Origin of the sequence: Leucobacter chinensis (genome assembly GCF_019049105.1) — a bacterium.
In the GTDB taxonomy this organism is placed as follows: domain Bacteria; phylum Actinomycetota; class Actinomycetes; order Actinomycetales; family Microbacteriaceae; genus Leucobacter_A; species Leucobacter_A chinensis.
In genome coordinates, this window is sequence record NZ_JAHQZR010000001.1 from 180,583 (window position 1) to 201,936 (window position 21,354).

Below are 21,354 nucleotides of genomic sequence, written 5' to 3' on the forward strand. Positions count from 1 at the left end.
ATGAAGAACTGTGATTGCGAAGCACGCGGGGTCGAGTGCACCTGCGCGACCAAAGATTGTGGTTGCGAGATGACTCGCGAGAAACTTGAAGACTTGCTACGCGACGAACTCTGCGCCGAGGAATCGGCGCCGATCCGCGCGCACCTGCGAACCTGCCCAGAATGCCGGGCAGAGCAACGGGTGTGTGAGTCGCTCACCGAGGCGATCCAGCGCGGCTGCAAGGAGAAGGCGCCTGCGCAGTTGCGCGACGCGATTCTCGCGCAGCTCCAAGGCTCGTAGAAGTTCGGTCACCCCGGGGAAGACCCGGGGAAACGAGTGAGGGGTGGCACTGCTTCAATGCAGCGCCACCCCTCACCTGTTTTGAGGCGACTAGCCCTTGATGATCTTGCGGCCAACAATCTCGCGCATGATCTCGTTCGTGCCACCGTAGATGCGGTGCACGCGAGCGTCGGCGAAGGCACGGGTGATGGGGTACTCCATCATGTAGCCGTAACCGCCGAACAACTGAACGCCCTGATCGAGCACCTCCCACTCGCGTTCGGTGGCCCAGAACTTCACCTTTGCGGCCTCTTCTGGCGTGAGTTTGCCCTCGCCGTAGAGCTCGATGGCGCGGTCGACGTATGCCCAGAGTGCGTCAACCGTTGTCTCCATGTCGGCGAGCTTGAAGTAGGTGTTCTGGAAGCGGATGATGGGCTGACCGAAGCTCTCGCGAGCCTTTGCATGATCGACGGTCCACTCATACGCGGCTTCTGAAGCGGCAGCCGCTGCGACGCCGATTGAGAGGCGCTCAAGCGGTAGGTTGCGCATGAGCTGAATGAAGCCGTGACCTTCTTCGCCGCCGATGAGGTTCTCTTCGGGAATGAACACGTCGGCAAACGAGAGCTCTGCCGTATCGTGACCGTGGAAGCCGAGCTTGTTGAGTTTGTTCCCGTGCTCGAAGCCCTGCATGCCGTCTTCGACGAGCACGAGGCTGAACGCGTCGGGACGATTGCCCTCACCGGTCTTCACGAAGGTGACGATAACATCGGCGGTCTTGCCACTTGAGATAAATGTCTTGGCTCCGTTGAGCACGTAGCCGCCATCGACCTTCTTCGCGGTCGTGGTGACGCCGCGCAGATCTGAGCCTGCACCCGGTTCGGTCATCGCGAGAGCGCCAATGATCTCGCCTGAAGCCATGCCTGGCAGCCACTTCTTCTTCTGCTCATCGGTGCCAAAGTGCACGATGTACGGAACCGCGAGGTCGTCCTGGATGCCGAATGCGCCAGCAAGTGATCCAAGACCCGCGCGAACGATCTCTTCGTTGACGACCGTGCGAAAACGGTAGTCCTGCAGCATGCCTGCGCCACCGAACTCTTCTGGAACCGAAAGCCCGATGATGCCAGATTCGCCGGCCGCACGCATCGTGTCGCGGTCGATTTCGCCGGCAGCCTCCCAACGCTCGCGTGCAGCGTTATCGCCGTAGCGCTTCACAAATTCTTTTACGACGTCGCGAAAGGCCTCGTGGTCTTCGTCAAAGATGAGTCGTTCCATGTGGTTTCTCTCCTTCGAGTAAGTATCTAGGTAAGGGTCAGTGTAGCTTCGGGTTGCTGAAGCCGGGTGAACATTGTGGGGTTACGACACGAGACGCTCGCTTAAGCGAGCAAGCATTGCGTCATCTGCCCCATGCTGTGCGAGGTAATCGTTCACCGAGCCGTACTCGGCATCGATGCGTTGCATGGCCCTCGCGATGGCGTCGACGGGGCTCGAAGCGACGAGCCCATACACCTCGTCGGTGACTTCGAGGCCAAGGCGGCGAAGCGCCGAGAGATGCCAATCAACCCACTCGCCGCGTAGGTTCTCTTCGGTGGCGGCGTAATCGTGAAAGACGTCGTCACGATCAACCCCAACGGCGGTGAGCGCGAGGGCAATGACGGCGCCCGTGCGGTCTTTACCAGCGGTGCAGTGCACGAGTGTGGGGCTCGGCGCATCGGCGAGCAGGCCCAGCGTGGGTACAAGCGTGTCGGCGTGGTTCAGGTAGATGCCGTCGGTGAGGTCGAAGATGGTCATCTTGTCACTCACGTGGGCCCTGGCGCTCGGAAAGATTGAGTGTGCCACCTCGATGACTCCGGCCGGGACGCGATCGGGCGATGAAGCACGTTCTTCGTCGTCGCGCAGATCGATCACGTGGCCGATCCCGAGCGCCTCGAACTCGGTGAGCCCGGCCGCGGTGAGCCGGTTCAGCCCATCTGAGCGAAAGAGCGTGCCCCAACGGGTTGAGCCGGTGGGGGTGCGGTACCCGCCCGTGTCTCGAAGGTTATAGGTTCCCTCGACGGTTTTCAGACGGCTATGCATGGTGCGCTACCTTTCTTCGAGCCGCGGGATCGCGCGAATGAGCGATTGCGTGTATGGGTCTTGGGGGTTTCCAAAGATGGCTTCGACCGTTCCCGTTTCGACGACTTTGCCGGCCTGCAAAACCAGCACGTGGTCGGCGATATCGGGAACGATGCTGAGGTCGTGGGTCACATTGATCATCGTGAGGCCCAGCTCGCGTCGCAGCGTCGCGAGCTGGCGCAGAATTGACTGTCGTACTAACACGTCGAGCGCCGAAACAGGCTCGTCACCAATCAAGAGGTCAGGGCGGTGGATCAGGCCGCGCGCAATCGCGATGCGTTGCCGCTGGCCCCCTGAGAAGGCCGAGGGGTAGCGACTTGCCGCATCTGCTGGGAGCCCGAGCAGTGAGAGCACCTCGGTCACCCGCCCGGAGCGGTCGCAATCGATCTCGAGCGCTTCGAGCGGCTCAGCGACACTCTCGCCGATGGTGAGCCTGGGGCTGAATGATGAGTAGGGGTCTTGAAAGACGATGCCAGTGCGGCTTCGGAGCCACCGTTCGCGGCCTCGTCCGGTCACGCGTCGGCCGTCGTAGGTCACCTCGCCCGAGTCGACTCGCTGCAGCCCCAGGAGCGCGCGTACGAGTGTTGACTTTCCTGAACCAGACTCGCCGACGATCGCGAGCGAGTCGCCACGGTTAACGTGCATCGTGACGCGATTGAGTGCTGTGAGCTTCTCACGACGTCCCATGACTCCGCGGGAAGGGCCGGGAAAGGTGACGGTGATGTCGCGTGCCTGCGAGAGAGGAGTCTGTTCGCCAATGAGCATTTACATCGCCTCGTATCGTTTGAGCGCGTCATCGCCGTTGCGGGCAGCCTCGAGCAGACGCAGGGTGACAGGGTGCTGCGGGCTCGCGATGATGTCTCGGGTGCTGCCGGTCTCGATGATCGCCCCCTCATCAAACACGTAGAGGCGGTCGGCAACTGACGAGAGCACGGCGAGGTCGTGGGTGATGAACACGAGGGTCGATTCGTTTTCAGTGGTGATGCGCTGAAAGAGCTCGAGCACGCCCTGCTGCACCGTGACATCGAGTGCGGTGGTCGGCTCGTCGGCAAAGAGCAGGCCAGGCCGTGCCGAGATGGCCGCGGCAATTGCTGCGCGTTGGCGCTGGCCGCCCGAAACCTCGTGAGGATAGGAGTCGATGATGCGCTCGGGATCGCTGAGCCCCGCGGCACTCGCCAGCCGGAGTGCCGCATCGCGCCGTTCTCGCTTGCTGAGGTCGTAGCGGGTCGTGAGCGCCTCGGTGATCTGTTTGCCGAGCTTGCGTAGCGGATTGAGCGCGGTTTTGGGTTCCTGGAACACGACGCCAATGAGGTCGCCGCGAATAAGGGCGAGTTCCTTTTCAGGGAGGCCTACGAGCTCGCGCCCGTCAAGCCGTATCGACCCTTCGACCACGGCGTGTTCGGGCAGGAGCCCAGAGATCGCAAGGGCGGTGAGCGTCTTGCCCGACCCCGATCCGCCGATAAAGCCGACGCTCTCGCCAGCTTGAACGCTGAGGTCGAGTCCGTGTAAAAGCTCTGTGCCGTTGATGGAAACGGTGAGGCCCTTGACCTCGAGTGAAAGAGCGTTGGTCATGCCTGCACCCCCAGAGCGGTTCTGCGTGCGATGGGCTTATTGCCGTGCAGCGCCGGGTCGAGTGACTCGCGCAGCACGTCACCGAGCAGATAGAAAGCGAGCACGACGAGCGTGATCGCGAGACCGGGCCACAGCACAACCTCGGGGTGCACGCCAATGTAACGCTGGGTCTCTGCCAGCATGGTTCCCCACGAAGGCATGTCGCGTGGGGCGCCGAAACCGAGGTAGCTGAGGCCAGACTCTGCGAGCACGGCGAGGCCCATCGAGAGCGAGAGCTGCACGAAGAGCACCGAAGAAACCCCGGGAATGAGGTGCTTGGTGAGAATGCGCCAGCGCGAAAGCCCCGCGGCTCGCGCCGCGAGTACATAGTCGGCGCCGGCAACCTGCCTGAGTTCGGCTTTCACGACGCGGGCGATTTGCACGCCGTAGCCGAGGCCCACCGCGACGACAACAATCGTGATGCTCGAGCCGAACACGGCCGTGAGCATGATCGCGATGAGGAGCGTCGGAAAAGCGATGAGCACGTCGATCAAGATCGCGAGGGGTTCGCGGATCACCCGTGGGCCGAGTGCTTGCGGAATCGCGAGCAGCAGGCCGAGCACCCCCGCGAAAGCGACCGTGCCGAGCGCGACGATGACGGTGACCCTGCTGCCGATGATGAGGCGTGAGGCGATGTCGCGGCCAGAGCCGTCGGTGCCGAGCCAGTGCTCGGACGAGGGCGGGAGCCAGGTGTTCTGGGCCGAGGCATACGAGGGGTCGTGGGGAAGCCAGAAGAGGCTCAGAAGAGCGAGCCCTACCGTGAGCCCGATGATGGCGAGCGCGAAGAGGGTGCGTGCTGATTTCATCGCTGGGCCTCCGCAAGTCTCGGGTCAATGAGACGGTGCACGATGTCGATGACGGCTCCGAGAATGAGAATCACCGCGGTGAGCACGAAGAGCGTCGACTGTACTTTGAGTAGATCGCGGTTACCCACATCGCTCACGAGCATGCGCCCGAGCCCTGGCAGGGTGAAAAGCTGTTCAACAACGACGGCGCCCACGAGCAACGAAGCGACCTGTAGACCAAGCATTGAGATGATCGAGAGCCCAACGCTTGGCAAGCCGTGGCTGACGAGCGCGCGCGATCGAGTGAGGCCGTGCGACATTGCGGTGAGCACGTGGGGCGCGTCTAAGGCCGTGAGCGTCGCGCTTTTTACAAAGCGAAAGAGAATCGCGCCCTCGATGAGGCCGATTGTGAGGGCGGGGAGGGTGAGCGAGCGGATCGCGGCGAGCGGTGACTCCCAACCCTCACGAGGAAAGCCCTGAGAGGGGAACCAACCGAGCCATGCCGAAAACACCATGATCGCAAGCATGCCAGCCCAGACGACAGGAACGGCAGCGGCCGCGATGCTCGCCGTCGAGAGAAAGCGTGATGCGGCGCTTCGGTGTTTGACGGCGGTGATGACCCCGAGCGGCAGAGCGATCGTCAGGCCGATGATCAGCGAGTAGATGGTGAGTGGCACCGTCACGGCGGCCTTTTCGACGATCTCTGCCTCGATCGGTGAGCCGGTCAAGATTGAGGTGCCGAGGTCGCCGGTGACGATGCCACTGATCCACTGGACATACTGTGTGAGTAAGGGCACGTTGAGTCCCAGCTGCTCACGAATCTCAGCGATGCGCTCCGGTGATGCCTGAGTACCACCGATAACCTGCGCAACGTCGCCCGGGAGCAGCCTCAGCGTGATGAAGATCACGGCGCTCGCGAGCACCAGACCCACGATGAGGGTCAGGGTGCGTGTGAGGATGAAACGAATCACTTCTCGATTGTGACACCCTCGAGGTTGATGCGCGAATTCGTGTTGCTCTCGGGAAAGCCCTTCACGTGTTCAGCGATGGCATTCGTGGGGGTGTAATTGTAGAGCCATTTGGCAGGGGCCTCTTCAGCAACAACACGAGCAGCCTCGGCCAGCAGCGGCGACATTTCGTCGACTGACGGGGCTTTGAGCGCCTCTGCGTAGAGCTGCTGTGCCTTAGCGTTATCGAAGCCGAAGTAGTAACCGCTGTCGGTGTAGTTGCCAAAGTCAAAGGGCTCGGCGTGGTCGACGAAGCTGAGGTCGAAGTCGTGGTTCGTGTACACGTCTTCGAGCCAGGTACCGAACTCGACCTGCTTGATGATCAGCGTGACGCCAACCTCTGCGAGCTGTGACTTCACGATGTCGAGCGCGACGGTGTCATAGAAGTTTGGCACCGTGACGGTGACCGAGAGGTCGCTTGCGCCTGCCTCTTCGAGCAGCTTGCGTGCATTGTCGGGGTCGTAGGCGTTGACCGAGGTGAGGTCTTCGTACCCGGGCTCGAGAGCGGTGATGGGGCCGCCAAGTGGCTTGGCGTCGCCCTGGAGCGCTTCAACGAGAGCCGAGCTGTCGATCGCCTGCGAGAGTGCGGTGCGTACTCGCTCGTCGTCGAAGGGCGCCTTGGCGTTGTTGTAGCCGAGGGTAAAGACATCTGAGCTCTCTGCGTTGACGAGCGTGAACTTGCCGCTCTGCTCGAGCTCGGGAACGAGTGAGGGAAGTACGGCGATTTGCGCATCGAGGTCACCGTCGAGGCTGGCGTTGACCGCTGCCTTACCATCGCTGATGTATCGGTAAACGGCGCGGTCGAGCGAAGCCTCGGTGCCCCAGTATTCCTCGTTCTTCACGAGGGTGATGCTGTCGCCCTCTTTCCACGAGTCGAGGGTGTAGGGGCCGGTGCCGTTAGCCGTGTTCTTGAGGTCGTTCGTCGCGGCAGCCTCAAGAATGAGCCCTTCGCGGCCGGCGAGCTGGAACGGGAAGAACGCGTTGGGCTCTGCAAGCTCGATGACGACGATGCCCTCTGACGGTGAAGAGACCGTGACGGTGTCGCCGAGGGTCTCGGTGAGTGAGGTGACGACGTCGTCTGCGGTGAGTGACGCACCAGAGTGGAAGGTCACGTCATCGCGCAGGGTGAACTCGTAGCGCTTGCCATCGTCGCTCACGGTGTAGCTCTTGGCGAGCACCTCACGCAGTTCGAGCGTGCCAGGAGCAAAACCAATGAGGCCCTGGTAAACGTTGTCGGCGAGCACCTGGTCGAGTGCGACACCCGAGGTGTTGCGAATATCGAGGTTGGTGGGCGGCAACAGAATACCGATGGTGAGTTCAGAGGTGGCCTCTTCAGCGGGCTTTTTTGAGAGGCTTTGCGCCAAGAAGATACCACCTGCTACAACGGCGACGGCAGCGACCGCTCCGATGATGAGGGGAAGCTTCGAACGGTTCTTTTTACGGTACTCTGACCCAGAGTTGCCGAGGTGAGGCTGCGTCACGCCATTGCTCCTTGGATATTCATCCGCCCGCTGCTCGAACAGTGAAGGAGTTCACGTGCCCCCGCGCCGGATACTTGAGTGTACCTTATGCTAAGACAATCTCGCGTATGCATAAACCGAGCTGTGCGGGCGCTGCTTCTTGCACGTTATGACCGCCCTGTAGCGTGATCATTTCGGCCTCGGGAAGACGGTTTCGCCATTCGCTCTGATGTCGTTCGGTGACGAGCCCCGCCGTGCCGCGTACCCCGGTTACCCGTGCGCTAAGTGACGCCAGGTGCTGCCAGAGTCCCTCGAAAGGGGGTTGCGCTTCTGAGCTTGACGCTGCGGCGTCGAGGCCGTCGAGCTGCGCGAAGTGGTGGCTCCACTCGACCCTGCCGTCGCTTCGTTCACGGGCGTTCAGCGCGATCTCACGTGTGAGGGCTGCCCGGTCGCTGCCCAGGCCAAACGCGATCGCGCGGTCGACCATCTCGTCGTACGTGGCGAAGACACGCTTGCCCGAGATGAAGTGCGACACGTCGGTTGCGTCGCGCGCTGGGTCGAACCCAGGGGTGATGTCGATGAGTGTCACGGTGCGCAAACGGCTGCGCAGGAGTGGAATGAGAGCGCCCGCTGTAAGCCCACCGAGCGACTGCCCTACGAGGTGCACGGCACCGCTCGTGAGCGAAGCGATCGTCGCGGCAACGTCTGCAGCGATCGTCGTGGGCGAGTAATCGGCATCGTCACGCCAATCGCTTCGACCGTGCCCGGGGAGGTCGATTGACACCGTGTTCTCTTCGAGTGCGAGAACCGTCGCGTCAAAGGTGTGGGCATTGAGCCCTGCGCCGTGCAGAAACACGACGGGTGCGTTACCACGAGCGAGCGGATCGCGGCTTACGAGCGCGCTCACGCGACGACCGCTGGGTGCCAGCACGCTCTTGCGCTCGAACTTTGGCAAAGGTGCAAGCCGGTTCACTCGCTCGGCATGCTCATGAAGGAAACGAAATTCTGAGCTACGTGTCACTCGCTACCAACCCCGCTCAATGTACGCCTTCAGCTGCACTTGCTCTGCCGCGACCGTCGTCGGATCACCGTGACCAGGGAGCACCTGCGTCTGCCCGTCGAGCGAGAAAATCTGCTCTTCGATTGAGGTGATGATCTGACCGAAGTTGCTGTATTCCCATCGTGTTGCTCCGGGGCCGCCCTGAAAGAGCGTGTCGCCAGAGAAGACGAAGCCGTGGTCTCGCGCAACGAAGCAGACCGATCCGGGGGTGTGGCCCGGGGTATGCCTCGTCTCAAGCGTGACGCCCGCCACGGTAAAGATGTCGCCGTGGGTGAGTTCAATCGGAGACTCGGCCTCAGCATGAATCTCGCGCCACAAGAAATCGTCGGCTGCGTGGAGGAAAAGGGGAGCGTCGAGCTTTGCGGCCGTCTCGAGCGCCGCATTGACGTGATCTTCGTGACCGTGGGTCAAGAGAATACCGTGCACGGTTCGATCGCCGACCGCCTCGGCGATCTCGGCTGCATCGTGAGCGGCGTCGATCACGATGGCCTCGGTATCTGAGCCAATGATCCACACGTTATTTTCAATAGTGAAGCCCTCTGCTTCACGCCACAGGGTTCCTTGTGTGCGCAGTAGTTCGATGCGCGGGGTTTCGCTCATGAGACCGTCCCTTTCTTCGTCGTGTAACCGCCTTGCTCGAGCCCGGCGTTGACCTCAAACACGTTCGTGTGTGGGTTGCGGCCCGAAAGCCAGTAGAGCAGGGGCATCGCAAGGCCAAAGGTGCGCCATTGCTGACGGTGGATCTCTTCGTGCGCGAGAACCGCCGGGGTGACGTTCTGGTCGGTGAGGTAGCACGCGCCAACGCACGATCCGCCTCGGCCAAAAGCCCACGAGGGCATGCCGCGAAAGACCCACAGTCTGCCGTGCTTTTCGATCTCGCCACGGCTCAGCAACGCGCCCCACACAAACCCCACGGTGGTGGCATACGCGTAGCCGAGCCACGCAAAAGGGTATGGTCTCGTGCGTAACTCCATAACGCCAGGGTAACGCGCCTGCCTGGGCAAGACCAAGCTAGTGGTGCCCGACGGTCACAAAGTCGATAAGGTGCTCGACCTGCCCGCTGAGCGCGGGCTCGAGGTCACGGTAGGTGGTCACGCGCGAGAGAATGCGTTGCCACGCCTCGGCGATATCGGCCTGCTCTTCGTGTGGCCAACCGAGTGCCTGACATACGCCGCGCTTCCATTCAACACTGCGGGGCGGGGCTGGCCAGCGATCGATACCGATGCGTGCCGGCTTGACCGCCTGCCACACGTCAACGAAGGGATGGCCGAGAATGAGCACGCCCTCGCCGAAACGGCGCTCGATCTGCTCGGCAATGCGAGACTCCTTCGATCGCTCGACGAGGTGATCGACGAGAATGCCGGCGCGTCGTTCAGGGCCAGGCGCAAACTCCTCAAGCACCGTCTCGAGGTGATCAACGCCGTCAAGCAGTTCGACCACGATCGCTGCCTCGCGAAGATCGTCACCCCACACCTTCTCGATGAGCTCGGCATCGTGCTTACCCTCGACAAAAATTCTGCTCGCGCGCGCGACCTGTGCCCGCTTTCGCTCGCCGAGAATCGAACCGGAGGCCGAAACGAGACGGGTCTTGGGGCCGCGTGCGGCAATAAGGGTGACGCGCTCGCCGTCGACGAGGAAAGCGTCTTTGACGGGAAACGATCTTGTGAAACCGTCGAAGTCGCGCAGCGCGATCACCCCGCCCTCGGGGAGCTTCACGACCTCGCCGAGAAACTCGGTGAGCGCATGCTCAAGCCAGAGCCCCTTGGTGAGCTCGACCTCAGGTGGCTTTTGAGCGCGCCGACGGTCACGAAAATCAGCGACCGCGTCTCGCCCGTATCGATCGTCGTATGTCATAAAGCCACAGACTAGGGCATGATGGTTGAGAGATGAACGAGCCACACGAGAGACCAAAGAAATCGAGGCTCTTTGTCGACCTCGCGCCGTTTACAGCGAGCCCCGCCTTCACCCGACTCTACATCGGTAACTCGGTCTCGCTCATCGGGTCGCAAATGACCATCGTTGCCGTTGGCATGCATGTCTATGACCTCACAGGTTCGACGCTCGCGGTCTCCATGGTTGCGCTGTGGGCGCTCGGCCCCATGATCGTCGCGGGGCTGTGGGGCGGCATGCTCGCTGACGTCTTTGACAGGCGCACGCTCTCGCTCGTCACGGCGACGGTGTCGTGGGCTTCGATCGGGGCGCTCGCCGTCATCTCCTTTCTTGGGGTGACCGAGACCTGGCCGCTCTACTTGCTCGCAGCGCTCAATGCCTCGGCCGCAACGATTCTCGGGGCAACGCGCTCTGCGATCATGCCGCGCATCTTGCCGCCCAACCTCATTCCGCAGGCGAGTGCCCTCTTTGGTATCTCGTTTGGCATCGGTGTCGCGGTGGGCCCTGCGCTCGGCGGCGTGCTCGTGTCGAGCGTTGGCTTCGGCTACACCTATCTTGTCGACGTCGTGCTCTTTACCGCGGGTTTTCTTGGGGTGCTCTCGCTGCCGCCCATCGCGCCAGAGGGAGAGGCAGAGAAGCCCGGGTTGCGCTCGCTCATTGAGGGTTGGCAATTCTTGAAGCGCTCGCCAAACATTCGGGCGACCTTCGTCTTTGACATCATCGCGATGGTGTTCGGGCAGCCCCGTGTCACCTTCCCGGCGATCGGCATGGTCGTGCTGGGCGGGGGATACACGACCGCAGGCATGCTTACCGCTGCCGTTGCCGTGGGCGCCTTTCTCTCGAGCCTCGGCTCAGGGTGGGTTGGCAACGTGCGTAGACAGGGTGCGGCGGTCACAGGGGCCATCGCGGTATACGGGCTTTCGATTGCGATGTTTGGCGTCGTCATTCTCGTCGCTCAGGTCACCGGTCAGGCAACAGAAGATACGCCCAGAACACTCTTCATCGTGCTCGCCTTTATCGCGCTCGCCGCATCTGGCGCCTCAGACAACATCAGCGCGGTGTTTCGCAGCACCATCTTGCAGGTCTCTGCACCCGATCACATGCGGGGCCGGCTGCAGGGCATCTTCACCATTGTCGTGACCGGTGGCCCTCGCCTCGGCGATCTCTGGGCTGGCATGCTTACCGCGACGCTCTTCCTCTGGGTGCCGTCGGTTGTCGGTGGCGTGATCATCATGGTGTTCATGGGATGCGCGGTCAAACTTGCCCGCGGATTTATGGCCTATGATTCAACCGATCCAAAGCCCTAGGATAGGGAAGTATGGAATCCAATGATGCACCCGTATTGATCGATCGACTCGGCCATATCACCCGTGTGACGTTGAATCGGCCAAGAGCCATTAACGCGCTCACCCTCGAAATGGTCGAGATCATGATTCAGGCCCTCGAGTACGCCGCGACCGACGGCTCGCGTGCCGTCGTGATTACCGGTGCCGGCGACCGGGGCCTATGCGGCGGCGGCGACATCAAGGCCATGGCCCAAGACGGTGCCCAGCATGCTCATGAGTTCATCGAGCGGGAGTACGTGCTTGACCTCATGACACAGGAGCTCCCGATTCCCGTGATCGGGTTGATGGACGGCATCACGATGGGCGGCGGCATTGGGCTTACGGGGCACGCCGCGCACCGTATCGTCACTGAGACGAGCCGGCTCGCGATGCCCGAGACACGCATTGGCATCGTTCCCGACGTCGGTGGGCACCTGCTGCTCGCCAACGCACCGGGACACCTCGGCGAGTACCTCGCGGTCTCGAGCGGCCAGATGGACGCCGGCGATGCGATAGCCCTTGGCTTTGCTGATGTCTTCGTGGCGCGCGATCGCCTGCCTGAGCTCACCACAGCGCTTGCCGAGGGCGGCGAAGACAACGAGAGCATCGAGCGGATCATCGCCAGCTTTGCCACCGAGGCTCCCGAGTCGAAGCTCATTGCTCGGCAGCACGAGATCGACGAGCTCTTTGGCGAGGCCCTCTCGGCCCCGTCGTTCTCGCCCGCGGCCCTCGACCTCGGTGAGTGGGCCATCGCGGCGGCGCTGCGGCTCGTGGCGCTCGCCGAAGAGCGCATGCCAGAAGTTGCGGCAACCATTCGCGAGATGAGCCCTACCTCAGTAATCGTGACGCTCGCTCAGATCACCCGTACCAGGCAGCTTGGGCTGACACTTGAGCAGGTGCTTCGTGACGATCTCAGGGTGTGCAGCAGACTCTTCCAGCGTGATTTTGTCGAGGGTGTGCGCGCCCGGGTGATCGACAAAGATAACGCGCCGGCATGGAACCCGGCCACGCTCGAGGCTGTCGAGGCTGCAGACATCGCTGTCATCATCAACCCCGTCGAATAACGCTTTACACCGAGTGAAGGGGCGAGACGTGGCCATCGTGGTGCCTGGTCTCGCCCCTTCACTCTGGGGTGTTGAGTGGTTACCAGCCGCGCTCTGCCAGGCGGTGCGGCGCCGGAAGATCGCTTACGTTGATGCCCACCATGGCTTCGCCGAGCCCGCGCGATGCCTCGGCGATGACGGCGGGATCTTGGAAGTTCGCGGTTGCCTTCACGATCGCCCGGGCGCGTGCTGCCGGGTCTCCTGACTTGAAGATGCCCGAGCCCACGAACACTCCGTCGGCGCCGAGCTGCATCATCATTGCCGCGTCTGCTGGGGTTGCAACGCCGCCCGCGGTGAAGAGGGTGACGGGCAGTTTGCCGGTCTCTGCGACCTCGCGTACGAGTTCGTAGGGTGCCTGCAATTCTTTCGCTGCCACGTAGAGCTCATCGGGGTTCGACTGGTACTTGGCGTGTAGCTCAGCGATCTCAGCGAGGATCACGCGAATGTGCTGCGTAGCCTGTGACACGTCGCCCGTGCCTGCCTCGCCCTTCGAGCGAATGAAGGCAGCGCCTTCGGTGATACGGCGAAGCGCCTCGGCGAGGTGGGTGGCACCACACACGAAAGGAACCTTGAAGGCCTGCTTGTCAATGTGGTGGGCGTAGTCGGCGGGTGAGAGTACCTCTGACTCGTCGATGTAGTCGACGCCAAGGTGCTCGAGCACCTGCGCCTCGACGAAGTGGCCGATACGGGCCTTTGCCATGACCGGAATGTCGACGGTCTCGATGATGCCTTCGATGAGGTCGGGGCTCGACATGCGTGCTACGCCGCCCTGCGCGCGAATGTCGGCCGGAACGCGCTCGAGGGCCATGACGGCGACCGCCCCCGAATCTTCGGCGATGCGGGCCTGCTCGGGCGTCACGACATCCATGATCACGCCGCCCTTGAGGCTGTCGGCAACGCCGCGCTTCACGAGTGCTGATGGGGTGTATTCGAATGCATTACTGCTGTACTTGGTAGTCATATGAGCAGTATGAATGGCTCTTGGTGTAAATTAAAGTCCAATAATGAAATAAATCATTAGACCAAAGGAGTTGACGTGTCAGAGGTCGAACTCGTGATTCAGCTTGACCGGCAAACGCCAGGGTCACTCTCGGCAAAACTGGTGCTCGCCCTGCGGCACGAAATCGAATCGGGTGCGTTGCGCCCCGGCGATCGCCTCCCGCCAACGCGTGACCTCGCCGCAAGGCTTGGAGTGTCTCGCGGCACCGTCGTGACCGCCTATGAGCAGCTTGTCGCTGAAGGCTACTTCTCGTCGGGGCAGGGGCTCGGCACGCGAGTGAACGAACGCCTCACCGAGATTCACCACTACGTGCCGCCGGTAGCCCAGAGTGTCCCGAGTGCCCGCGCCGCTCACCCGGCGCACCAGCAACCGAAACCGATTGCCGATCTCAGTGCCAGACCCGCGTGGCGGGCTGCGTGGCGCAAGGCAGCCGTCTCTGAGCGCATTGGGCGACCCATGCCGGTTGAGGGCGATCCCGAGCTCCTGTACCAGGTCTCAGAGCACCTGCGTGCGATGCGAGGCACCGTTCGCTCCACGAACGACCTGCTTGTCACCGCTGGTGTTCGTGAGGGGCTCAGTCTTATTCTCACGGCGCTCGGCACGACGAGAGGGCGCAGCCTCGTTATCGGGTTTGAAGCAGAGGGGCCCGCATCACTACGGGAGGTCGCCGAGCGGCACGGCGCGACTGCGGTGTCGCTGCCCGCTGATGACGATGGCATCCTCGTCGAGGGGCTGCCAGAGGCAGTTCTTGACGCGATCATCATCACCCCGAGCTTCCAGTTTCCCGGGGGAGGCCTCATGCCCCTCAAACGCAGGCTCGAACTACTCGAGTGGGCCAGCAAGCGCGGCGTCATGCTCATCGAAGATGACTTTGATAGCGAGCAGCGCTATACGCGTGCGCCACTTCCAACGTTCGCGACGCTCGATGACCCAGAACGAGGAGTCGTTGCGACACTCGGCAGCTTTTCGGCGACGCTCTCGTTCACGCTCGCGGCGGGCTTTCTCATTGTGCCAGCCTCGATCCGCACGATGCTCTTGCCGGTTCGACGCGACCTCGGCTGCCCGGTCTCGCCGATCTTGCAAATCGCGCTCTCAGAGCTGCTGGGAGCTGGTGAGCTGCGCAGGCACGTTGCCCGGTTGCGTCGAGCGAGACAACGCCACGAGGTCACCTCATGAGACAATGGTGCGAAACAGCCAGGATATGAGGAGGCACGTGTGCGGTATCGGGTAGCGGTAGCAGGGGCGAGTGGGTACGCAGGGGGCGAGCTGCTCAGGCTTCTCGCAGAGCACCCGAACTTCGACGTCGTGACCGTGACCGGGCACTCAACCGCGGGGCAGCCACTGGCGCTCTCGCAGCCGCACCTGCTCTCGCTCGCGCATCTCACGCTGCAGCCAACCACCGCTGAGGTGCTCGACGGGCACGATATCGTCTTCTTTGCGCTGCCGCACGGTGCTTCAGGGGCGCTGAGCGCGCAGCTCACCAACACCCGGCTCGTGATCGACTGCGGCGCCGACCACCGGCTCGTCTCGCAGGCCGATTGGGATGCCTTTTACGGCGGCGAGTTCTTTGACGCGTGGACCTACGGGGTTCCCGAGCTGCTTATTGGCGAGGGCCAGAAACAGCGCGAGCAACTCGCAGGAGCGACCCACATCGCCGCGCCTGGCTGCAACGCCTCGACCGTTGCGCTCTCGCTCGCGCCCGGCATTGCCGCCGGCGTGATCGAGCCGCGTGACCTCGTGAGCGTGCTTGCCGTAGGGCCATCAGGTGCAGGCAAGGCCGCAAAGCAGCATCTGCTCGGGGCCGAGCTCATGGGCACGGCGAACCCCTACGCGGTCGGCGGATCGCACCGGCACATTCCCGAGATTCAGCAGTCGTTGCGTTGGGCTGGTGCCCTCGAAACCCCTAGCCTCAGCTTCACGCCCGTGCTCGTGCCCATGAGCCGCGGCATTCTTGCGACCTCGACGGCGCCGTTGAAAGCGGGGTTGAGCGCGGCCGAGGTGCGTGAGGCGTGGAGCGCAGCCTACGGCGACGAGCACTTCGTGAGGCTCTTGCCCGAGGGCGTCTTCCCGCGAACCGCCGATACCCTCGGTGCCAACACTTGCCTCATGGGGCTCGCCGTTGACGAGGCCGCTGGTCGGGTGGTGGTCGTTGCCGCGCTCGACAATTTGGCGAAGGGAACCGCTGGCGCCGCGATTCAGTCGGCTAACATTGCTCTAGGGCTTCCCGAAGCGAGTGGCCTCAGCGTTAACGGCGTAGCGCCGTAGGAAAGGAATCACTGTGACGGTCACCAAGGCGGCAGGGTTTCGCTCTGCTGGAATCGCGGTAGGGCTCAAATCGACCGGCAAACCAGACCTCGCACTCGTCGTGAATGACGGGCCGCACCCCGCTGCGGCCGTGGTATTCACGGGCAACCGTGCGCAGGCAAACCCGATTCTTTGGTCAAAGCAGGCGATGCGGGCACGAACGCCACGTGCGATCGTGCTGAACTCAGGCGGGGCGAACTGTTTCACCGGCGACTTTGGTTTTGAGACCTCGAGGCTCACGGCCGAGGCGGCTGCCGCTGAGCTTGGGCTTGAAGCTTCTGAGGTACTCGTGTGCTCGACCGGGCTCATCGGCACCGGCGATCAGGCCTTTCGCGACAAAATCGTGACCAACGTTCCGACCCTTGTGCGCCAGCTGTCTGACGACGATGAGACGGCTGCTGCTGCGATTCTCACGACCGACAGCGTCGAAAAAAATGGCTTTTTCGAGAGCGAGGCAGGGTGGCGCATCGCTGCCATTGCGAAGGGGGCTGGCATGCTCGCTCCCGGCCTCGCCACGATGCTCGTGGTCATTACGACCGATGCCGTGATGAACAATGAGTCGCTCGCACGCGCGCTTGCCACGGGCTCTGAGCTCAGCTTCAACCGCCTTGATTCAGACGGGTGCATGTCAACGAATGACCAGGTGACGCTCCTGGCCTCTGGCGCCTCTGGCGTCGAGGCCGACGAGGTGCAATTCGCCGAGGCGCTCACCGAGGTGATGCGAGATCTCGCGAAGCAACTCCAAGCCGATGCCGAGGGCGCTACCCACGACATTGATATCGAGGTCGTGGGCGCCGCTGACGAGCAGGACGCAGAAGAGGTGGGCCGCGCCGTTGCCCGAAACAACCTCTTCAAGGCCGCGATTTTTGGCAACGATCCGAACTGGGGCCGCGTGCTCGCTGCGATCGGCACCACGAAAGCCGATTTCGACCCGTACAAGGTAGACGTCTCGTTTAACGGGGTGCGTCTGTGCAGCGAGGGTGCTCCCGATCGGCCGGTTGACGACTGTGACCTGACCCCACGCAACACCCACGTGCTGATTGACCTCAAAGCTGGCGAGCACACGGCAACGATTTTGACCAACGATCTCACCCACGAATACGTGCACGAAAACAGCGCGTACTCGAGTTAGGAAAGAATCCCATGACGGGTAGCGTTCGCGAGCGCGAACAAGACCTCGCTGCTGAGAAAGCCGCGGTGCTCATCGAGTCGCTCACTTGGTTGAAGAAGTTTCGTGGCGCGATTGTCGTCGTGAAATTTGGCGGTAACGCGATGGTCTCTGACGAACTCATGACCGCGTTTGCCGAAGACATTGTGTACCTGCACTACGCCGGGCTGAAGCCGGTGGTGGTGCACGGTGGCGGCCCACAGATTAACACGATGCTCGAAAGACTCGGGATCGAGAGCACCTTTGAGGGTGGCTACCGTGTGACGACGCCAGAGGCCATGGACGTTGTGCGCATGGTGCTCACGGGGCAGGTGAACCCGGGGCTCGTTGACCGGATTAACGAGCACGGCCCACTTGCCGCTGGGCTCGCCGGGGCTGACGCCGGACTCTTTACCGCCGAGAAGCGGGGCCCGGTACTGGTTGATGGGCGTGAGGTTGATCTGGGTCTCGTCGGCGACGTCGTTGATGTGCGACCCGAAGCCGTGCTGGGGCTCATTGATCGGGGGCTCATTCCGGTCGTGTCATCGATCGCGCCCAACGGAGAAGACGTGGCTGAGGCTCTCAACGTGAATGCCGACGCGGCCGCATCGGCGCTTGCTCAGGCGATTGGGGCTGAGAAGCTCGTCATTCTTACCGATGTTGCGGGGCTCTACGCGAACTGGCCAGACACCTCCTCGCTCGTCTCATCGATCACGACTGACGAACTCATCGCGCTCATGCCCGAGCTTGAGAGCGGCATGATCCCGAAAATGCAGGCCTGCCTCGATTCGGTGCAAAACGGGGTGCCCAAGGCGGCGATCATCGACGGGCGCAAACCGCACTCGCTACTCATTGAGATTCTCACGGCAGCGGGAATTGGCACCGAGGTTGTCCCTAGCCACGAGGCATGATCGGCTGGGCGCTGGGGGCAGTGCTTACCGCGATCGCTGTTGTGATCGCGGTCATTGACCAGCGCACCATGCGCATTCCCAACCTCCTGGTGCTGCCAGCGACGGTTTTCGCCTGGGTGGTGGCGGGCGTCACTGCGCTCGGTGAAGCTGACGCCGCACCGCTCATTCGCACGGTTATGGGTGGCCTCGCGCTCTTTACCGTGTGGTACCTTGTCGCGCTTGCCTCGCGGGGTAGCCTTGGCGGTGGTGACGTGAAGTTTGCCGGGTACCTCGGCTCAATGCTTGGGCTTTATGGAGGCTATGGCGCGGTGCTTGTCGGCGGCTTTGCCATGTTTCTGGCGGGTGGTCTTGCGGCCGCCGCAGCGCTGCTGTTTGGGCGCGCAAAAGCGCGAATCTCGATTCCGTTTGCCCCGTGGATGCTCGTGGGTGCAGGGTTCGCGCTTTTCTGGGCGGTACACTAGAGGCTGACCGCGTCGCCAGTGAAAGGGGCTATGAAATGACGTACATTATTGCTTTGCCATGCGTTGATGTCAAAGACCGAGCTTGCATCGATGAATGCCCGGTTGATTGCATTTACGAGGGCGAACGTATGCTCTACATTCACCCCGACGAGTGCGTAGATTGCGGCGCCTGCGAGCCTGTGTGCCCCGTAGAAGCGATTTATTATGAAGATGACACCCCAGAGGTCTGGGAGGTCTACTATCGCGTGAACGTCGAGTTTTTCGACAAGGTGGGTTCGCCCGGCGGTGCAGCCAAGGTTGGGGCCTACGACTTCGACCATCCAATCGTTGCCGAACTGCCTCCCATGGCCTAGCCCTCGGTAAAAACTGTGCCAACGTGCACAGACGAGAGGGAATCATTGAGGGTTGCGACAATTATTCGCTTCACACAGGTTCGAACCATCTGAACTGTAGGGTTCATTCAACAACTCCGATTCACTGCTCATTGAATTTTCGGGTTAAGGTAGATGAGAAATCATCGTATTGCCGCTAACCACCACGAAGTGAGTTGGCGCAGATTGGAGACGCCGTGGCGAATAACGCTCAGGGGCAAGGTACCGCGAAGCTCACATTTCCGGGTGGAGAGGCAGAGCTGCCCATCCTCCCGGCCACCGACGGCCGATCATCGATCGACGTAAGCAAGCTGACCGCACAGTCGGGGCTCACCGCCCTCGATTACGGTTTTGTGAACACCGCTTCGACCCGCTCAGCCATCACCTACATTGATGGCGACCAGGGAATCCTGCGGTACCGCGGCTACCCGATCGAAGAGCTCGCACAGCAGTCGACTTTTCTCGAGGTTGCCTACCTGCTCATCTACGGCGAAATGCCAACCCCCGCAGAGCTCACGGCTTTTGACGACAACATTCGTCGCCACACGCTGCTGCACGAAGACATGCGTTACTACTTCGAGGGCCTGCCGCACACCGGGCACCCCATGGCGGCGCTCTCGGGCGGCCTGCAGGTGATGTCAACCTACTACGAGTCGTCACTCGACACGAGTGTTGAAGAGTTCGTCGAGGTCAACACCATTCGTCTGCTCGCGAAGCTTCCCGTGCTCGCGGCCTACGCGCACAAGAAGTCGATCGGTCAGGCGACTCTGTACCCCGACAACAACCACAGCTTCGTTGAGAACTTCCTGCGCCTGAACTTTGGCACCATGGCCGAGGAGTACGAGATCAACCCTGTGCTCGTCGACGCGCTCGACAAGCTGCTCATTCTGCACGCCGATCACGAGCAAAACGCCTCAACCTCGACCGTACGTCTCGTGGGCTCGACCGGCGCCAACCTTTTCTCTTCGATTTCAGCGGGCATCAACGCGCTCTCTGGCCCGCTGCACGGCGGCGCAAACGAAGCAGTGCTCGACATGCTCGGCCAGATTCGCGACTCCGGCGAGGGCGTGCGTTCGTTCGTCGAGAAGGTCAAGAACAAAGAAGACGGTGTGAAGCTCATGGGCTTCGGGCACCGGGTCTACAAGAACTACGACCCCCGCGCTCGCATTGTGAAAGAGAGCGCAGGCCGCGTGCTCGCCGAGCTCGGTGTGAACGACCCGCTGCTCGACCTCGCGCAGGAGCTTGAGCAGATCGCGCTCAACGACTCGTACTTCCAGGAACGCCGCCTCTACCCGAACGTCGACTTCTATACGGGCGTCATCTACAAGGCCATGGGCTTCCCGACCCGCATGTTCACCGTGCTCTTCGCCATCGGCAGGCTTCCCGGGTGGATCGCCCACTGGCGTGAAGCGCGTCTCGATCTCGGCACGAAGATTGGTCGCCCGCAGCAGCTGTACACGGGCTCGCCAGAACGTCACCTGGACCGCTAAGCTACTCGCTCGGGAACGGCATTCGCCGCTCGCGAGCCTCGGAGGGTGTGGGTCGTCAACGCTTCGATCCGCACCCTTCTTTGCTGTCTACAAGCGAACAAGTCAGTAACATTTTGGCCGGAAGTTAGCGGTTCGTCTCGATTCGCGGGATAATAGAGACCTACACGTGAAACAGAGGAGGCCACATGGCGGCTATGAAACCCAGGACCACAGACGGACCCATGGAAGCCGAGCGCGAGGGTCGAGTCATCGTTCTGCGAGTTCCCCTCGAAGGCGGAGGGCGACTCGTGGTATCGGTTAACGACGAAGAAGCCGCCGAGCTTCGCAAGGTGATCACCGGCGTGATCGGCGAATAGCCCCAAGAACTATCTGATGAAAGCGGCCCGGAGCAATCTGGGCCGCTTTCGTGTTTCATCAGCGATTACTGACGGCGGGTGAGCGTGAGTAGACCGTCGCCCACGGGTGAGAGCGCAGGCACAACCGCCTCAGCGTCTTGTACGGTCGCCAGGAGGTCTCTGATGAGGGTTGTAACCTCGTCGCGCGAGGCAGGGTCGGCAACCTTGCCGCCGGCGAGGGCGTGAGGGATGACGATTGTGCCGCCGACACGCAAGAGAGGGAGCGAAAGCTCGACGTAGTCAAGCAGGTCACGTTTCTCGCCATCAATGTGAATGAGGTCGTATGAGTCTTGGTTAAATCGAGGCAGCACCTGCTTGGCGTCGCCCGCGACGAGCCGAAACTGTGAGGCGGCGACGCCCGACTCGATAAGGAGCTGGCGCGCGTGCTTCTGGGCCTCAGCTTCGATGTCGAGCGAGGTGAGGTGTGCATCGGGGGCGTATCGCATGAGGGCGAGGCCACTCACGCCAACACCGGTGCCGATCTCAAGCAGTGTCGTTGCGCCCGTCATGACGGGAATCGACGAGAGTTGGGCAGCAATGGCACGGCTCACGGGCTCGACCCCGACTTCGAGCGAGAGCCGCCGAGCCTTCACCTGGGTGTCGCCCTCGTTCGGGTACTGCTCGGTGTATTGCCAACCACTCTCATACTTAGTCATGCATCAAG

The 21,354-nt window shown here is 62.1% G+C and carries 24 protein-coding genes; 11 read left to right on the forward strand and 13 right to left on the reverse strand.

The features are described from left to right. Entirely contained in the window at positions 1–279 is a 279-nt protein-coding gene (locus tag KTJ78_RS00885; protein ID WP_217131822.1) for an anti-sigma factor family protein, read from the forward strand. A gap of 90 nt (positions 280–369) precedes the next feature. On the opposite strand, the gene KTJ78_RS00890 is transcribed toward KTJ78_RS00885, so the two are convergent. The 11 genes from KTJ78_RS00890 to KTJ78_RS00940 all read right to left on the reverse strand — a co-directional run bounded on the left by KTJ78_RS00890 (position 370) and on the right by KTJ78_RS00940 (position 10,147). After that, on the reverse strand, positions 370–1,530 hold the full coding sequence (locus KTJ78_RS00890) for an acyl-CoA dehydrogenase family protein (RefSeq protein ID WP_217131823.1): 1,161 nt from the start codon (positions 1,528–1,530) through the stop codon (positions 370–372). An 81-nt stretch (positions 1,531–1,611) separates the two neighbouring features. Further along, positions 1,612–2,331, reverse strand: a complete 720-nt coding sequence (locus KTJ78_RS00895) for a tyrosine-protein phosphatase (RefSeq protein WP_217131824.1) — start codon at positions 2,329–2,331, stop codon at positions 1,612–1,614. Positions 2,332–2,337: 6 nt separating this feature from the next. Further along, complete coding sequence (locus tag KTJ78_RS00900; protein ID WP_254259227.1) at positions 2,338–3,135, reverse strand: ABC transporter ATP-binding protein; 798 nt, start codon at positions 3,133–3,135, stop codon at positions 2,338–2,340. After that, positions 3,136–3,942, reverse strand: coding sequence for an ATP-binding cassette domain-containing protein (locus KTJ78_RS00905; protein ID WP_217131825.1), 807 nt, complete (start codon positions 3,940–3,942; stop codon positions 3,136–3,138). Next, entirely contained in the window at positions 3,939–4,787 is an 849-nt protein-coding gene (locus KTJ78_RS00910; RefSeq protein WP_217131826.1) for an ABC transporter permease, read from the reverse strand. Before KTJ78_RS00910 ends, KTJ78_RS00905 begins: the two co-directional genes overlap by 4 nt. Then, positions 4,784–5,737 (reverse strand): ABC transporter permease, encoded by a 954-nt coding sequence (locus KTJ78_RS00915; RefSeq protein WP_217131827.1) that lies wholly within the window; start codon positions 5,735–5,737, stop codon positions 4,784–4,786. The genes KTJ78_RS00910 and KTJ78_RS00915 overlap by 4 nt, the downstream gene beginning before the upstream one ends. Beyond that, on the reverse strand, positions 5,734–7,254 hold the full coding sequence (locus KTJ78_RS00920) for an ABC transporter substrate-binding protein (protein ID WP_217131828.1): 1,521 nt from the start codon (positions 7,252–7,254) through the stop codon (positions 5,734–5,736). The genes KTJ78_RS00915 and KTJ78_RS00920 overlap by 4 nt, the downstream gene beginning before the upstream one ends. Positions 7,255–7,339: 85 nt before the next feature. Then, entirely contained in the window at positions 7,340–8,164 is an 825-nt protein-coding gene (locus KTJ78_RS00925) for an alpha/beta fold hydrolase (protein ID WP_369807914.1), read from the reverse strand. Between the two features lie 93 nt (positions 8,165–8,257). Then, positions 8,258–8,893 carry an MBL fold metallo-hydrolase gene (locus KTJ78_RS00930; RefSeq protein WP_217131830.1) on the reverse strand — a complete coding sequence of 212 codons (636 nt, stop codon included), beginning with the start codon at positions 8,891–8,893 and terminating at the stop codon, positions 8,258–8,260. Then, the gene (locus tag KTJ78_RS00935) at positions 8,890–9,267 is read right to left on the reverse strand and encodes a Fe-S oxidoreductase (RefSeq protein ID WP_217131831.1); all 378 of its coding nucleotides are present in this window, start codon (positions 9,265–9,267) and stop codon (positions 8,890–8,892) included. Before KTJ78_RS00935 ends, KTJ78_RS00930 begins: the two co-directional genes overlap by 4 nt. Positions 9,268–9,304: 37 nt before the next feature. After that, positions 9,305–10,147 carry a DUF3097 family protein gene (locus KTJ78_RS00940; RefSeq protein WP_217131833.1) on the reverse strand — a complete coding sequence of 281 codons (843 nt, stop codon included), beginning with the start codon at positions 10,145–10,147 and terminating at the stop codon, positions 9,305–9,307. A gap of 32 nt (positions 10,148–10,179) precedes the next feature. Between KTJ78_RS00940 and KTJ78_RS00945 the strand changes: the two genes are divergently transcribed. Together KTJ78_RS00945 and KTJ78_RS00950 are read left to right on the forward strand one after the other, a co-directional pair. Further along, a complete protein-coding gene (locus tag KTJ78_RS00945) occupies positions 10,180–11,490 on the forward strand; it encodes an MFS transporter (RefSeq protein WP_217131835.1) in 1,311 nt (436 codons plus the stop codon). Positions 11,491–11,501: 11 nt separating this feature from the next. Further along, positions 11,502–12,572, forward strand: coding sequence for an enoyl-CoA hydratase/isomerase family protein (locus KTJ78_RS00950; protein ID WP_217131838.1), 1,071 nt, complete (start codon positions 11,502–11,504; stop codon positions 12,570–12,572). 79 nt (positions 12,573–12,651) lie between these two features. Here KTJ78_RS00950 and pdxS read toward each other — a convergent pair whose 3' ends face one another. Next, positions 12,652–13,572, reverse strand: coding sequence for a pyridoxal 5'-phosphate synthase lyase subunit PdxS (gene pdxS / locus KTJ78_RS00955; protein WP_217131840.1), 921 nt, complete (start codon positions 13,570–13,572; stop codon positions 12,652–12,654). 75 nt (positions 13,573–13,647) lie between these two features. On the opposite strand from pdxS, the gene KTJ78_RS00960 reads away from it, so the two are divergent. The 8 genes from KTJ78_RS00960 (at position 13,648) to KTJ78_RS00995 (ending at position 20,651) form a co-directional block, all read left to right on the forward strand. Continuing rightward, positions 13,648–14,787: an aminotransferase-like domain-containing protein gene (locus tag KTJ78_RS00960; protein ID WP_217131842.1), complete on the forward strand. Its 1,140-nt coding sequence runs from the start codon at positions 13,648–13,650 to the stop codon at positions 14,785–14,787. 39 nt (positions 14,788–14,826) lie between these two features. After that, positions 14,827–15,876 (forward strand): N-acetyl-gamma-glutamyl-phosphate reductase, encoded by a 1,050-nt coding sequence (argC, locus tag KTJ78_RS00965; RefSeq protein ID WP_217131844.1) that lies wholly within the window; start codon positions 14,827–14,829, stop codon positions 15,874–15,876. A gap of 13 nt (positions 15,877–15,889) precedes the next feature. Next, positions 15,890–17,047 (forward strand): bifunctional glutamate N-acetyltransferase/amino-acid acetyltransferase ArgJ, encoded by a 1,158-nt coding sequence (gene argJ, locus KTJ78_RS00970; protein ID WP_217131846.1) that lies wholly within the window; start codon positions 15,890–15,892, stop codon positions 17,045–17,047. Between the two features lie 11 nt (positions 17,048–17,058). Then, positions 17,059–17,973, forward strand: a complete 915-nt coding sequence (gene argB, locus KTJ78_RS00975) for an acetylglutamate kinase (protein ID WP_217131848.1) — start codon at positions 17,059–17,061, stop codon at positions 17,971–17,973. Then, positions 17,970–18,434 (forward strand): prepilin peptidase, encoded by a 465-nt coding sequence (locus KTJ78_RS00980; RefSeq protein ID WP_217131850.1) that lies wholly within the window; start codon positions 17,970–17,972, stop codon positions 18,432–18,434. Before argB ends, KTJ78_RS00980 begins: the two co-directional genes overlap by 4 nt. A 35-nt stretch (positions 18,435–18,469) precedes the next feature. Then, positions 18,470–18,787 carry a ferredoxin gene (gene fdxA / locus KTJ78_RS00985; RefSeq protein ID WP_217131852.1) on the forward strand — a complete coding sequence of 106 codons (318 nt, stop codon included), beginning with the start codon at positions 18,470–18,472 and terminating at the stop codon, positions 18,785–18,787. Positions 18,788–19,002: 215 nt separating this feature from the next. Further along, positions 19,003–20,295: a citrate synthase gene (locus KTJ78_RS00990; RefSeq protein WP_217131854.1), complete on the forward strand. Its 1,293-nt coding sequence runs from the start codon at positions 19,003–19,005 to the stop codon at positions 20,293–20,295. 185 nt (positions 20,296–20,480) lie between these two features. After that, entirely contained in the window at positions 20,481–20,651 is a 171-nt protein-coding gene (locus KTJ78_RS00995; RefSeq protein ID WP_217131856.1) for a DUF3117 domain-containing protein, read from the forward strand. Positions 20,652–20,716: 65 nt separating this feature from the next. Here KTJ78_RS00995 and KTJ78_RS01000 read toward each other — a convergent pair whose 3' ends face one another. Continuing rightward, complete coding sequence (locus KTJ78_RS01000) at positions 20,717–21,346, reverse strand: O-methyltransferase (protein ID WP_217131858.1); 630 nt, start codon at positions 21,344–21,346, stop codon at positions 20,717–20,719. Positions 21,347–21,354: the final 8 nt, after the last annotated feature.

What these genes read in the sequence shown, in the direction of transcription:
- KTJ78_RS00930 (WP_217131830.1), bottom strand. Translation starts at nt 8,893, where the DNA reads ATGAGCGAAACCCCGCGCATCGAACTACTGCGCACACAAGGAACCCTG.
- KTJ78_RS00945 (WP_217131835.1), top strand. Translation starts at nt 10,180, where the DNA reads ATGAACGAGCCACACGAGAGACCAAAGAAATCGAGGCTCTTTGTCGAC.
- KTJ78_RS00940 (WP_217131833.1), bottom strand. Translation starts at nt 10,147, where the DNA reads ATGACATACGACGATCGATACGGGCGAGACGCGGTCGCTGATTTTCGT.
- KTJ78_RS00900 (WP_254259227.1), bottom strand. Translation starts at nt 3,135, where the DNA reads ATGCTCATTGGCGAACAGACTCCTCTCTCGCAGGCACGCGACATCACC.
- KTJ78_RS00905 (WP_217131825.1), bottom strand. Translation starts at nt 3,942, where the DNA reads ATGACCAACGCTCTTTCACTCGAGGTCAAGGGCCTCACCGTTTCCATC.
- pdxS (WP_217131840.1), bottom strand. Translation starts at nt 13,572, where the DNA reads ATGACTACCAAGTACAGCAGTAATGCATTCGAATACACCCCATCAGCA.
- KTJ78_RS00995 (WP_217131856.1), top strand. Translation starts at nt 20,481, where the DNA reads ATGGCGGCTATGAAACCCAGGACCACAGACGGACCCATGGAAGCCGAG.
- argB (WP_217131848.1), top strand. Translation starts at nt 17,059, where the DNA reads ATGACGGGTAGCGTTCGCGAGCGCGAACAAGACCTCGCTGCTGAGAAA.
- KTJ78_RS00935 (WP_217131831.1), bottom strand. Translation starts at nt 9,267, where the DNA reads ATGGAGTTACGCACGAGACCATACCCTTTTGCGTGGCTCGGCTACGCG.
- fdxA (WP_217131852.1), top strand. Translation starts at nt 18,470, where the DNA reads ATGACGTACATTATTGCTTTGCCATGCGTTGATGTCAAAGACCGAGCT.
- KTJ78_RS00950 (WP_217131838.1), top strand. Translation starts at nt 11,502, where the DNA reads ATGGAATCCAATGATGCACCCGTATTGATCGATCGACTCGGCCATATC.
- KTJ78_RS00890 (WP_217131823.1), bottom strand. Translation starts at nt 1,530, where the DNA reads ATGGAACGACTCATCTTTGACGAAGACCACGAGGCCTTTCGCGACGTC.
- KTJ78_RS00885 (WP_217131822.1), top strand. Translation starts at nt 1, where the DNA reads ATGAAGAACTGTGATTGCGAAGCACGCGGGGTCGAGTGCACCTGCGCG.
- KTJ78_RS00910 (WP_217131826.1), bottom strand. Translation starts at nt 4,787, where the DNA reads ATGAAATCAGCACGCACCCTCTTCGCGCTCGCCATCATCGGGCTCACG.
- KTJ78_RS00895 (WP_217131824.1), bottom strand. Translation starts at nt 2,331, where the DNA reads ATGCATAGCCGTCTGAAAACCGTCGAGGGAACCTATAACCTTCGAGAC.
- KTJ78_RS01000 (WP_217131858.1), bottom strand. Translation starts at nt 21,346, where the DNA reads ATGACTAAGTATGAGAGTGGTTGGCAATACACCGAGCAGTACCCGAAC.
- KTJ78_RS00980 (WP_217131850.1), top strand. Translation starts at nt 17,970, where the DNA reads ATGATCGGCTGGGCGCTGGGGGCAGTGCTTACCGCGATCGCTGTTGTG.